Raw genomic sequence first — 13,272 nt, forward strand, 5'->3', positions numbered from 1 at the left:
TTCTCCAACTCGTCGGGCGAGCCCCACGTCTCCACGTACGGCGCCGCGTACCGCGACGGGAAACCCGACCCGTTCGACGCGTCCGGCGCCGGCGCCCCGCTGGGCCCGGGGGAGGCGGACAGCCCTTCGACGGGTTCGCCGTTGTCGGTGACGAACTTCCAGGTGATGCCCTTGACCAGGCCTTCCTCCAGCGGGGCGAGCTTCTGGAAGGCGGTCTGGCTGAGGTCCAGGTGGTCGGCGGCGCACGAGGGACACATGTCCTTGACGGGCACGGTGATCGTCTTGCCCTTGTACGACACCTGGACTTCGACGCCTTTGCACAGCCGGTCCTGGTTGGGGTCCTCGGACGTCCACCACGCGCTGGACACGGCGACGAGGTCCTCGGTGGCCGCGTCGATCACGGGCCCGCAGGCGCCGGGCCCACTGTCGTTGTAGTACGTCATCTGACCGGAGACGGTCTGGGTGCTGACCGAGTTGTCGGCCAGTGCCAAGGACACACCTCCTAAGGTCACGGTCACCGCCGCGACGGCAGCGCCCGCGATGATCCGGTTCCGATTGGACACGCAATCTCCTGGTCGGTCTCGTGTGTTGTGGATCGGTTCTCGGCCCGTCACCCGGAGGCCGGCGGACGGGGCCGCCCGGCGAGCCTGGGATGGTCCTGGACGGATGCCGCACCGCGCCCGATCATCGGAGAAGCGGACGGGGCCGCGCCTCGATCCGCCCGCCCGTCTGCCCGGCGGGCCATTCACTCCGCCTCTTCGCCCACTCGGGGGAGCGGCACCGCGGTGCGGGCGGCCTGCGGACGGCGCGGGCGGCGCCGTGTCCGCTCGTGCACGAGCCGCCGTCCGAAAGGGCACGGTCGGGCCGGCCGCCTTGTGGCCCGGCGCACGCGCCTGCTGCGATGGACGGTGCCCGGGTTGACGTCCTCTCCCGGCGCAGCGCAGCACGTGAGCGACCCACGGCGACCAGTGAGAAGGGCATGAGCGAGACCCCTGACCGGTCGACCGGACCGGAGCGGACCGACGGAGCCGGCCGGCGGAGCGCCGGTGCGAGGGCGGCCCGGGTGGGGGCCGACAGGCGCACCGGCACGCCGGGTGACGCTCTGTGAGGCGCTGGCCGACCGGTCTCGACGCCCTGCGGACGCTCGTCCCCCGGCGCGGCGGCACGGCGCGGCGGACCCGGTCCGGACCGCTCTTCCTGATCGCCTCCGACGGCGACGAGACGGCGCGGCTCGCCGAGACGGTCGACGCGCTGGGCGACGCGGAGCGGAACCAGGCGACCGTGGTGGTCGCCGCGGGCTTCTCCGACTCCCCGACCCTGTGGAAGCGGCTCGGGCCGGTGCTCGACGAATGCCGGCGGTCGGGCATCACCGGCGTACGGCTGCTGTGGGCGGGCGCGGGAGCCGACCTCCCGGGGCGTCCTGCTCCCGCCCGGCGCGTCCGCGACACCTGGGGGATGGAGGTCATCGCCCCCGCCGGTCCCGTGGTCGTCACCCCCGATGGGGCGCTCTTCACCCCCACCGGACCGGCCGGCTGGTGCCACTTCGCCCCCGGCCTGGGCCTCCGGCCCCTCGGACTGCGGCATCCCGTGCCGAGCTGGGAGGACGCGGCGGCATACCTGACGCCCGACGCCGTCGGCGGCCATGTGGTCGAGCCCGTGCCCGCGGGGGTGCTGATCCGGGCGGCGGGCGCGGTGCCGGACGACGAACGGGCCGTCGCCGCCTCGATCCCCGTGGACGAACACCGGCTCGCCGTAGTGGTGGGCACCCCCGGCACGCCCCCGGTTCCCGCGGACGCCCTGGCCAAGCTGCTGGCCCTGCTGCCCTCGCGGGCCCGGGCCGGCGCCCGCCTCGTACCCGGGAACGGGCACGACCTCCTGGAGACCGGCCAGCGGACCGCCGATCTGCTCGGCACCGAGGTGGAGGTCCTCAGCGGCGTCCCCGCCTTGCTGGAGCGGGCGGACGGCACCGGTACCGACCGGGCCGTGGTGCTGATCGGCGCGGACGGGGAACCGTCGTGGCGGCCGTACGTGGAAGCCGTCGCCTGTCTCCCGGCACGCGACGGGTCGACACCGGCCCCGCGCCTGCTCCACTGGCGCCCGCCCGTCCCCGGACTGGCCGCGGCCGAGGACGGGGTGCTGGTGCTCCAGGCCCCGTGGCAGGTCGCCGTCACCCGCGCCGGGCTGTGGGTGGGGGCCGACGGCGACGTTCCCCCGGAGGCGTCCGGACGGGAACTCGCCCGGGAGACGATGACGGTCCACGTCGGTGTGCCGGGGCAGCGGCTGGATGACGGCCTGTGGCCCGCGCTCGACACGCTGGTGGAGCGTCTGGAGCCGTCCGTGCAGGGGCGGACGACGCTCAGCGTGCTCGGACGGTGCAGCGTGCAGGGCCGGCGCCTGCTGCGAGACGTCACCGAACGACGGGGACTCGCCCTGGAGTACCGCCGGGACACGGCCGCCGACCTCGCCGCGGAGAGCCCGGCGGAGGAGACGGCCGAGCCGGAACGGCCGTCCGTCGCGCCCCGGACCGCGCCGGACACTCCCGCCGTCCCCGAAGCCCCCTGGCACGCCGAGCCGATGAGCGTACGCGTCCGGCGCGTGGCCGCCCCGCCCGCACCGGCCCCGCGCACCTCGGCCGCGCCGGCCCAGCAGACCTCGGCCGAGCCGTTCCCGCACACCCCGGCCGTGCCCGCCGCGGCCACGCGCAAGGCCCTGGTGCCGCCGGGCTTCGCCCAGGCCGTCGCCGAAAGCCGTTCGGCGGGCGGGCCGGGCGACCGTTCCGTACCGGCTCCCTGGAGTGCCGCGCGCGACGCCCTGGCCCAGGGCCCGGACGCCCCCACCGCTCCCGCCCCCACCCCCACCGCTCCCACCCCCGCGCGGAGTCCGGCCGCCGATCCGGCGCCCCTGGTCCCCCCGGTGCTCCCGGCGTCGCCCGTGGCACCCGCGCCGTCGCCCGCGCCCGCCCGGACCACCGCTCCGGAGCCGCCCACCGCCCCCGCCGCCCCGGCGCGGCGGGCCGTCCGCATCACCCCGTTGCACCGCAGCACCACCGCCGATCGGCAGGCGCTCCAGGTCCTCGCCGGTGAGCAGTGGTGGCAGCAACAGGCCGCGCTCGCCAGGACGTTGATGGTGGTGCCGGGGCTGCGCCCGCACAGCCAGGACGAGGAGGCGCACGCGGACCTGGTCGCGGTGCGCTCGTTCCTCACCCTCGACGACGGCCCGCTGAGCTGGACCTGGCTGGAGCGGCGCCTGGCGGCGGGGGCGGACGACGCACTGCCGTACCTGTCCTGTCTGGCGTCCGGTCTCAGACGGCTCCCGTCGTACCGGGGGGTCGTCGTCCGCGACGCGGGAGTCCTCCCGGAGGAGGCGTGGACACCGGCACCCGGGAGCGAACTGCGCGAGGCCGGGCCGGTCGGCACGCTCGCACTGGACGGGGCCCCCGCGTCGGCGGCCGACCGGTACCTCATCTGGTCGGTGACCGGGCGGCGCGCGCGTGGCCTGTTCGCCTCGGCTCCCGCGACCGGGAACGGCGAGGAGGTCGTCTTCGCCCCCGGAACGCGCTTCAGGGTCCTCGGCACGCACGGGCGGCCCGGCGCCATGTCGGTCCTGCTGCGCGAGGTGGCCGAGGGCGACCCCGCCGCCCGGGTCGGCCGGCACGAGGCTCAGGACCGGGGCGCCCTGGCCGCGCTCACGCAGGCGCTCGACCGGGCCCCGGGTGGCGGCGCCGCCGCCTCGTGGGCGCCCCGGCTCGCCGGACAGCTGGCCGAGCGGCCCCTCGACGGCGACCGCGCCTGACCACGCCGACCGGCCCCGCCGTGCCGGACGCACCCACCCCGAAGCAGAGGAGATGAACATGTCCGCAGAGCGCAGGACGCCGAGGCGCGGAGCACAGCCGGAAGGCGGTGAGCAGTTGAGGATGCGGCGGGCCGTGGTCCTGTCCGCGCCGCCCGCCGCCGGGCCCGGCACCGAGGAGCCGGTGAGCGCTGCCGTGGGAACGGCCGAGCGGACGGCCGAGCGCACGGTTCGTGGCGGGACGGCGGCCACCGGACTCCGCGACACCGGAGCGCACCGCCCGGCGGACGGACCTCGGTCCGGCGACCGGCCGGAACTGGGGGAGCGGCGCCGGTCCGCCGACCGGGGGTCCGGCACGGAGGGCGGTACGGCGGAGGGTGCCGCGCCGGCCGGCAACGCCAAGCCCAGCCAACGGCCGTTGCTGGCGGCGGCGGCGGTCGCCGGGGCGGTGCTGGTCGCGCTGCCGCTGGCGCTGAACAACGACGGCGACAACGAGACCGACTTCGAGTCCTCCGGTCAGCAGACCCCCTCGCCCGAGGGGGGCGGACAGAACTTCACCATCGACGTCCCGACCCGCCCCGGACCCGAGACCACCACCGTACGCGCCCTGCCGTCCCCCTCGTCCCCCACCACCTCAGCCCCCTCCTCGGCTCCTTCGTCTTCACCGTCTTCTTCCGCCGACCCGACGCCCGCCCCGTCGGTCTCCGGCATCCGTGTGTCCCCCAGCAAGCCCTACCAGGGTCCCGGCATACGCGCCCCGCACCCCCGGATCTCGCCCGCGCCCCGTACGGAGCCGCACGCCCCGACCGTTCTCGCCGACGGCGCACCGCGCCGGGAGAGCCACCCCGTGGCCGGTGGCGAGGAGCACCAGGCGGCCACGTCGACGCCGGTCCAGATCGCCCGCACCACCACGGGGAGCGGCGGTACCGCCGCGGCGCGCACAGGGACGCCGTCGTCGGCGTCCGGCCACGCCGGGACCTCTCCCTCCTCCACGTACACGGGGTCGTCCCTGACGGTCACGGCCCTGCGCGTGGGCGGTCAGGGCACACCGGCCGCTCGGACCACGTCGGCCACGCAGGGCTCGTCCACGACGCGGGGCGCGTCCGCCGACCAGGCGGCACCCGACAGCCGGAGGACGGCGACGGCCGCCCAGACCACGCCCGCCCCCGCCGCGCAGACCGCCGGGACTCAGACCGCCACGGCGCCGTCCGAGGGCGGACTGGTCGTCCAGGCCACCCGGGTGCTGGAGCCCGGCACCTCGATCGTGTCGGACCGGGCCCGCCTGACCATGCAGGACGACGGCAACCTCGTCATCACCGACGAGAACGGCACGGTCCGCTGGTCCTCCCACACCGAGGGCCGCGGTTACAAGACGGTCTTCCAGGCCGACGGCCATCTCGTCGTCTACACCCGCGACGACCAGACGGCCTGGTCGTCCGGCACCGCGGGCCACGACGGAGCCGAACTGGTGCTCCAGGACGACGGCAACGTGGTGATCCAGCAGGACGGTACGACCCTGTGGGTCAGTGGAACCGCTCACTGAGCGCGCGCGGGCGGTCCCCGGCGCCGGCTCCGTCCGGCGCGGGGGCCGGGCTGCCCAGGCCGGGCGGGCGGGCGAACGGGTCCGGGGTGCCGTACCGCACGAGACCGTTCGCCTCGTCCGCGCGCCAGAGGCGCAGGGCCTCCTCGAGTTCCCGCACGGCCGTGCGGCCGGTGCCGTCCGCCGGGGACCCGGCCGGGAGCTCGCGCATCAGCACGACCGTCCGCTCGCCCTGCCGCACCCGGACGTCCAGAACCTCGAACCGCGTCCCCGGCGGGAACAGCACCCGGTCCGGTAGCTCCGGTTCCAGCAGGGCCGTACGGCGGCCGGTGACCGAGCGGATGAGGATGTCGGTGTTGCCCGCCCGGCCGGGGTTCCCGGTGAGGAACGCCGAGCACACGCCGGGTTCGACGACCTGACGGTGAGTGCCGTACCAGCGTGTCTCGGCCTCGGTGAGATCGGTGCGCAGCGCGACCACACCGTGGTGCGAGGGCAGCATGGCGAGTCCCTCCAGGGCCGACTCGGTCGGCGGCGGCACCTCGTCGGCCGGGCCCCCGTGCTCCCGGTCGGTGCGCTGCCCGTGTACGGTCAACTGGAGCCGGGCGGCGACGAGTCCGGCCAGGATGACCTCGGGCGAATGGTTTCTGCCCAGCTCGGGTTCGCGCTGAAGCGCGAGGGCGACGACGGCGGTGTCCCGGGACGAACCGCGCCCGCCGGACGGCCCGCCCGGCACCTCATCCGGAGTCTCCTCCGCCGTCTCGTCGGTCCGCGCCCCGTCGTCGGCGGACGGAGGACGGCTCGGGGCGATGGCGGGGAGCGCCGGGGCGGACGGCTCGGGTTCGGCGGGTGGCGCGGGTTCGGCGGGTGGCGCGCCCCACGGTCGGCCGGCGGTCAGCACGCGTACCAGCAGACCGGTCTCCGCCGGCAGCCGCCGGACGATGTCCTCGGCCAGCCGCTGCGACCGGGGCAGCACCTCGGGCACGCCGTCGTCGCACAGGATCAGTTCGTGGTGGGGGTCGGCGGGAGCGGCTCGTACCTCCGCAGCGGACGACGGCTCGGCGGAGGGCCGTATCCACAGGCCCCAGGGCAGCACCTCCAGCACCACGCCCGGCCCGCCGCGGTACAGGCCCCGGCGGAGCATCGGCAGGTGGTCAAGGGGCCAGCGGTGGTCGACCGCGAGCAACGGGTCCGACGGCCCGTGCGGGTCCGGGGGCAGGTACAGGTACTCACGGGCGAAGACCGGGCGTCCGGGTGTGCCGTCCCGGCCCGGCAGCACGACCTCGTCCCTTGGCATGCGCCCGACGACCGGGTCGCTGGTGGGGAAGCCGTTGTACACGTGCACCGGCTCGCCGGTCAGGGCGGCGAGGATCTCACCGAAGGGACGGCCACCGGGCGTCCGCACCCGCCCGGACAGCACGACGCGCGGCGTGGCCCTGGCGTCCTCCGGGAGGCCCTGCCAGAAGCATGCGACATCCTCGGGTGTCAGTTCCGCCGCGTCGGGCGTGCCGATCACCACGGTGGCCGCGTCGCTCCGGCCGCGCAGGCGGGCGGCCAGGTAGCGGCGGTACCGGTGCTGGACGGTGTCCTCGGCGGCCGGGCGGAGCCACACCCCGGCGCTCACCGGCTCGGCCACCGCGTCCGCCCCGACCGGCCAGGGCCGGTCCGGCAGGGCCTCGTCCCACGCGGGCCGGGGGAAGCGCCGGGAGAGGTAGCGTTCGTGGCCCTCGGGGGTGCAGAGCACCCAGCCGCGGCCCCGGTCCGCCCCGATGAACAGGGCGCCTCCGGCGGACGGGAGCAGCACGCCGTCCGGGACGACCACGTCCTGCCCCAGGCGTCCGGCCAGCCAGCGTCCCGCGGCGGCGGGTCCCCGGGACGGGGACCTGCCGAACACCAGCCGCAGGCCGCGCGGACCGGCGGGCACCGCGCGCGCCACGGCCTCCTCCACCGCCTCCAGCGCGGTCTCCGGCGGGAGGTCGGCCACGGCGACCGTGTACTCGGGGTCGGCCGAGAGGCCGGCGGCGAACAGCACGGACCGCCGGTCGGGGCCGGTGGCCGGGTGCACCAGCCAGGCGTTGCCGACACGTCGCACCGCGAGCTCGGCCACCGGCGCCGCGGAGTGCTCGGCGGGAGGCGCGGACCGGGCCCTCGGCGACAGCCACGACCGCTTCCTGACGGCCGGACCGGCGCCCTCCCTGCCGCTGGAGATCAAATCCCTCTCCGCCACGGCGCGGTACCACCCGGGCGGAGGGTGCCGTCGGCACGGGAGCGCCGGGCGAACGGCCGGTGGCGGAGGCGGGCCGCCGGGGCGCCGGGCGCGGCAGTGGGGGATGCGGACCGGACCTCGGCCGGTCCGGTCGGCTGACTGCGATTCATGCGCGGCGTCTCCGTCGTCGTGCTGGGGTCCCGCTCGTCCCTGCCGGCATTCCCGGCGTCCGGCGTGACGTCGGGGCCGATGGTACGGACACCGGACGATGCGGCGAACCGCCCTGCGGGGCCGTCGTGCCCGTCCGGGCAGGGACTGTGCCCGGACGGGCACGGATGTGACGGGCCGCCGCCGGTCAGTGCTTGTGTGCGGCGGGCAGGCGAAGCCAGATCTCGAAGTGGCCCGTGCCCACGGAGGTGCGGTACGTCAGGGCACTGGCCAGCCGGTACCGGCCGCTGGTGCGCATCTCGGCGCGGATCAGGGTCTGTACGTCCCCCGGCTGGTCGGACCAGTCCAGCACGACGCCGTCGAACCAGCCGTCGTCGATCGCGGCCCGGTAGCCCTCGGCACCCGTGAGGTGGCCCCCGCGGCCGGTGTAGTCGATGTAGTAGATCGAGGTCCAATAGGTGTAGTCGGTGAGGCCCGCGCGGCTGAGGTAGTACACGGGCGCCTCGTGCGGCTGGCCCAGCCACTTCTGCCCCGGCCGGACGTTCTTCGCCAGTTCGGGCATCAGATAGCTGGTGCTGGGCCACATGCCGTAGTTCTGGGCCGACTGCGACATGCCGAGGGTCAGCGCCAGCACCCCGACGGCGATGGCCGCCTGCGGGAACCTGAAGTGCGCCCCCATCAGACGGCTGATGCCCACGCCCGCCATCGGCGCGGCGAACAACAGCCCGTACCCGATGTGCTTGTGCAGCGAGACGCTGGTCTGGAGCTGGATCTGGTATGCCGGGGCGAGCAGCGCGCTGCCGGTCAGCACTGCTCCCAGGGCCAGGCGCCAGCCGGTGCCCGGGCCCGTCCGGGACCCGCCCGGCACCTCGCCGAGCCGGTCGCGGCGCGCGTACAGCGCGGAGCCGAGGCAGGCCAGGACGAAGATCAGGCCGCCCCACCGGAAGCAGTCCCAGGCCATGGTCGCGACCGACGTGGTGCCGTGCGCGCGGTCCGTCGTGGTGCTCCGGATCGCCTGGAGGTAATCGGTGGTGGCCAGGCCGATGCCGAGCAGGACCGTCACACCGGCCGTGAAGGCCGCGCCGCGGCGCAGCGCCTGACGCCGGCCCAGGTGCCGGTGGGCGGCCAGGACCAGCAGGACCGCGAGGGTCGGCAGGTACAGCGCGGAGGCGTACTTCACCCCCACCGCGAGGAACGCCACCGGTGCCGTGGCCAGCGGCAGCGCCCAGTGGCCCGGGGCGGTCCGGACGAGGAGCCAGGCGGTGAGCGCGAGCAGCAGGATCGCCAGCGCGTCGTACGTCGCGAAGTAGCCCAGGAACAGCGTCGACTGGCAGACGGCGAAGATGCCCGCCGCGCACAGCGCCGCCCGCTCGTTGAAAAGCATGCGGGTGAGGGAGTAGAGCAGACCGGTGGCGCCCAGCATGAAGGCGAGGCTCATCAGCCGCACCGCGGTCAGTCCCCCGACGCTGTCCACCCAGGCGGCGAGCACCGGGTAGAGGGCGGGCGAGCCGGAGAAGTAGCCGCTGAAGCCGCCGTAGTCGGGAACGCCGTGGAACAGGTGGTCGATCATGGCGTGCCCGGCGTAGACGTACAGCGCCTCGTCCTCGAACGCCGTGTTGTGCAGGCGCAGCGACAGGACAGTCTGGACCAGCAGCAGACACACCAGCAGGGCGCGGCTGACCAGGGTCCGGCGGGCGTGCGGGCGGGCGGACCAACCCCGGTCGGGGACCGGCCCGAGCACCCAGTCGGCCCGGGTGATCTCGTCGATGGTGTACCCGGGCGTGGGCTGGGGGCGGCCCGGTGCGGGCAGCACCCGCAGCCGCAGGGTCGACTCGGGGTCGAACGGCCCGGAGTGCGCGGGCGCACGGGGGCCGGCGGGGTGCGGTTCGGCGGTACGGCCGCGGGGAGCGGTCAACGGGTCCTCCGCGGTCGTCACGGGTGTCTCACATCGAAGCCGAAGCGGGGGTCGGCGGCACCGCGGCGGAAGGCCGCCAGCGCCGCGGGGCTGCTGTCGATCCGCCAGTCCGTACCCTTGTCGCCTTCGGTGCCCTTGTCGTTCGTGTCGCCCCTCGCGTCGTACCAGACCAGGCCGACCACGTCCTTGCGGGTGGTCACCGCGTGCATCAGGTCCGCGATGTCCGCGGGCTTGCGGGCACCGGGCTCCGCAGCGGTCTCGGCGACGAGCACCGGATTGCGGGTGAAGGCCCTGAGCTTCTCGATGGTGGGGGCGAAGAGCGAGCCGAAGGTGTGCGGACCGGTCCGGGTGTAGTAGCCGACCAGACCCAGCCAGTCCGCGTACGCGTCCCCCGGGTAGTACGGCCGCAGCCGCGCCGGCGGGAGGGGGCCGACCACCGTGGGGCTCCACACCCAGACGACGTTGGACACCCCCGTGTCCTGGAACAGGTCGTGCAGGTGCCGCCACGCGCCGACGAACTCCTCGGGCGTGGCCTCGCGGGTGCCCCACGGGTACCAGTCGCCGTTCATCTGCGGGGCGAACCCGATGGCGACCGGCACGTTGAGGTCGCGGACGTGCACCGCGGTGCGCCGGATGTAGGCGTCGTCCCGGCCCCCGGCGATGTCACGCAGCGTCGTCTTCCAGGGCTCCCAGACCAGGTACGGCAGCGTCCTGCGCTGCCACACCGCCGTGATGTCCTCGGCCGGGAAGCCGTCGCCCCAGGCGAACCGGCGGGCGCACAGGGTGGGCGCCCTGCCGGCCCGGCCGATCCAGGCGTCGAGGGCGCCCGGTGCCGTGCTCCGGCCGCCGAAGGCGGCGCCGAGGTACTTGCGGCCGTGCTTGGGCCGGATCAGCCAGGTGACGTCGAACGGCACGTACGGCGCGGTGCGGACCGTGGGCCCCTGCCCGCCCGCGCCGATCGGCGCCGTACGGCTCGGGGCGCAGCCCGCCGTGGCCGAGGCCGCGGCGGCGACCGCCCACAGCAGCGCGCTCCTGCGCCCGGCGGCGGTCACGCGACACCCCAGCCGGCGGCGTCGGCGAGGCCGGCCGCACCCGTGGCGGGTGTCTCGGGGAGCGTGGCGGGCTCCTCGGGGCGGGGCAGGACGAGCAGGCGGATCACGGCCGCCGCGTAGAAGAGGCCGGAGCCCAGCGGCAGGGCGAAGTCCTCCGGCACCATCGTGTCCATCCGCCACACGGCGGCGCCGATCCAGAGCGCGGTGACGGGTACGGTCCAGGCCCAGACACCGATCCACAGGCGCCGCACGTTGTTCTTGCGCGCCCCGGCGGCCCCGGTGGGTTGCCAGCCCATGGCGCGGCGGCGCAGCACGTCCCAGACGGCGAAGACATGCGACCAGCTGTACAGGACCCGGGTCGCCCACGCCTCCAGGCGGTACGGGTTACGGTGCCACAGCGGGTAGACGACGACGAGGTAGACCAGGCCGGGCAGCAGCAGCCACATGTCGGTCGACTTGATCTGCTGGGGGAAGAACAGCAGCAGCACACAGACGATCAGCGGGCCGGTGAAGATCATCAGGGCCGACTCGATGTAGTAGACGAACCCGGAGACGTAGCACAGGCGGCTGGCCCGGCGCATCCTGACCCGCCAGAAGTTCTCCAGGCTGCCCAGCATGCTCATGGAGGCCATGCACCAGCGGTACTGCTGACTGAAGTAGGCGCCGATGGTGTCCGGGCACAGACCGGTGGCGAGCGCGAGGGGCACGTACCGCAGGTCCCAGCCGCGCGCCCGCAGGTCGAATCCGGTGTGCATGTCCTCGGAGTGCTCGATCAGACTGGTGCCGCCGACCTCGGCGAGCGCGGTGCGCCGGTAGACGGCGCAGGAGCCGACGCAGATGGAGCCGTCACTGCGCTGCCGGGAGACCTGGACCGACCGGTAGAACAGCTCCTGTACGGCACCGGCGCCGCGCTCGATCCAGTTCTGCTGGTCCAGGATGCGGAAGTACTGCGGGGACTGCACGATCCCGGCGCCCGGGTCGGCGTCCATGTACGGCAGCAGTTCTTCGAGGAGGTCGGCCCGGGGGGCGAAGTCGGCGTCCAGGATGAGGATGAACTCGCTGTCGGAGTGCTCGAAGCCGTACCGCAGGTTGCCGGCCTTCTTGAACCAGCCGCGGTTGGGCCGCACGAGGTAGCGGAAGCCGAAGTCGTCCGCCATGTCGGCGACCTCCGGGCTGTCGGAGTCGTCGAGGACGAGGGGGACGACCCGTCCGGGGTAGGTCTCGACGAGCCGCTGGAGGTGCGTCCAGGTGTTGTACAGCACCGCGATCGGCTCGCCGCACACCGGGAGGAAGACGTCGACCGACGGGTACTCCCGCGGCGACCAGGTACGCACCAGCGCGCGGTGGGCCTCGATGTCGAAGTCGGACGTGAACAGGTCCAGTCTGAGCGATATCAGGAAGCCCAGCGCGGACAGCAGCAGGACCGGGGTGAACAGCCAGATCCACGGACCGTGCCGGGCCGAGTCGACCTGGCTGTAGGCGACGCACACGAACCCGACGAGCGACGTGAGGCTGAGCAGCCAGGTGCGGCGCACGACGTAGGAGTACTTCTCCCGGTCGTCGGGAGGCGTGGGGAGCAGCCCCTCGGGAGCCGCCGGGCGCGCTGCCCGGCGCCCCCTGGGGCGCCACGCTCCCCGGGACGGCCGTGCGGACCCGGTGGGAACAAGAACGCGGGGGGCAGCCATGACGCGGGGCTCCAGGGACGGTTGGGGAGGATGCTGTCCGGACGCGCCGACGCGGCGACCGACGCCGCTCGGCCGACAGCACGAGGGCCAAGCTAGGGACCCGTCCGGGCGAAGTACGCCCGTAGCGGCGGAACCAGGGCTGTTGGGGAACGAACACTGCACCAACGGACCGACCCGGCGGGCGTGGGGCGCTTGCGGGCACCGCTGCAGTCCTTAAGGGCAGTCATGGACGGCCATGTTGGCGTACCCCCAGTAACAAGATGATCATCCGAAATCGGACGCCTCAGGAAACGTTCACTCCTCCCTCACACCCCCAACACGGCACCTCGTGCCCGCCCATCGCGGCGCGGCACCGCCCTGTCCATCAGGAGCCCTTCTTGCAGTCACCGCACCATTCCGCCCCGTCCGTCGAGCAGGCACGCGAGGACTACGAGGAGCACCGGCGCTACTGCCGTCAGTGCGCGCTCGGTCCGTCCCCGTGCGCCGCGGCGAAGCACCTGAGACGCGTCTACAACAACGCGATGAGAACGACCCAGCCCACCGCCCCCCGCCGCCCGGCCGCCCGCTGACCGAACCGCCCACCGGGCCACCCGGTGCGGCTCGTCCGCTCGTCGGGGGCCACTGGGCGTTGCCCGTGCGCGTCCGGGCCGCCCGCGTCCCCCTGGTCGGTCCGACCGGTGCCGGGTGCGTGGGCAGGAGGCGCACGGGTGGTCCCCGGCGAGGCCGGTGTCGAATCTTCAGCGTCCTGGAGAGCGAGGGCAGCCGGGTCGGCACCCTGTGGCTGGCCCTGCGGGGGGCCACGGCGTACGTGTACGACGTCGCGACCGACGTCGCGACCGACGCCGCCGAGCGCGGCCGGGGGCACGGCCGGGCACTCATGCTCCTCGCGGAACGCCAGGCCCTGGAGGCCGGCCGGCCGC

8 protein-coding genes and 1 pseudogene are annotated in these 13,272 nt (G+C 74.9%); 4 read left to right on the forward strand and 5 right to left on the reverse strand.

Translation table 11 applies throughout. From position 1 onward, the window contains the following. Positions 1-563, reverse strand: a 563-nt coding sequence (locus AB0927_RS40230) for a cysteine/serine endopeptidase inhibitor (RefSeq protein ID WP_366672826.1), incomplete at its 3' end; no start/stop codon positions are given. 541 nt (positions 564-1,104) lie between these two features. Between AB0927_RS40230 and AB0927_RS40235 the strand changes: the two genes are divergently transcribed. Beyond that, positions 1,105-3,792 carry a hypothetical protein gene (locus AB0927_RS40235; RefSeq protein ID WP_366672827.1) on the forward strand — a complete coding sequence of 896 codons (2,688 nt, stop codon included), beginning with the start codon at positions 1,105-1,107 and terminating at the stop codon, positions 3,790-3,792. A 58-nt stretch (positions 3,793-3,850) separates the two neighbouring features. Next, positions 3,851-5,332 carry a hypothetical protein gene (locus tag AB0927_RS40240; RefSeq protein ID WP_366672828.1) on the forward strand — a complete coding sequence of 494 codons (1,482 nt, stop codon included), beginning with the start codon at positions 3,851-3,853 and terminating at the stop codon, positions 5,330-5,332. Here the strand turns inward: AB0927_RS40240 and AB0927_RS40245 are convergent. The 4 genes from AB0927_RS40245 to AB0927_RS40260 form a co-directional block, all read right to left on the reverse strand. After that, a complete protein-coding gene (locus AB0927_RS40245) occupies positions 5,313-7,553 on the reverse strand; it encodes a hypothetical protein (RefSeq protein WP_366672829.1) in 2,241 nt (746 codons plus the stop codon). The two genes, AB0927_RS40240 and AB0927_RS40245, sit on opposite strands and share 20 nt — an antisense overlap. Before the next feature lie 334 nt (positions 7,554-7,887). Next, the gene (locus AB0927_RS40250) at positions 7,888-9,636 is read right to left on the reverse strand and encodes a glycosyltransferase family 39 protein (RefSeq protein ID WP_366672830.1); all 1,749 of its coding nucleotides are present in this window, start codon (positions 9,634-9,636) and stop codon (positions 7,888-7,890) included. After that, positions 9,633-10,667 (reverse strand): glycosyl hydrolase, encoded by a 1,035-nt coding sequence (locus tag AB0927_RS40255; protein WP_366672831.1) that lies wholly within the window; start codon positions 10,665-10,667, stop codon positions 9,633-9,635. Before AB0927_RS40255 ends, AB0927_RS40250 begins: the two co-directional genes overlap by 4 nt. Beyond that, entirely contained in the window at positions 10,664-12,352 is a 1,689-nt protein-coding gene (locus AB0927_RS40260) for a glycosyltransferase family 2 protein (protein WP_366672832.1), read from the reverse strand. The genes AB0927_RS40255 and AB0927_RS40260 overlap by 4 nt, the downstream gene beginning before the upstream one ends. Before the next feature lie 377 nt (positions 12,353-12,729). On the opposite strand from AB0927_RS40260, the gene AB0927_RS40265 reads away from it, so the two are divergent. Together AB0927_RS40265 and AB0927_RS40270 are read left to right on the forward strand one after the other, a co-directional pair. After that, entirely contained in the window at positions 12,730-12,921 is a 192-nt protein-coding gene (locus AB0927_RS40265) for a hypothetical protein (RefSeq protein ID WP_366672833.1), read from the forward strand. Positions 12,922-13,085: 164 nt separating this feature from the next. Beyond that, positions 13,086-13,272, forward strand: a pseudogene (locus AB0927_RS40270) (GNAT family N-acetyltransferase); the annotation flags it as partial.

Origin of the sequence: Streptomyces sp. NPDC048106 (assembly GCF_040706415.1) — a bacterium.
Classification (GTDB): Bacteria; Actinomycetota; Actinomycetes; order Streptomycetales; family Streptomycetaceae; genus Streptomyces.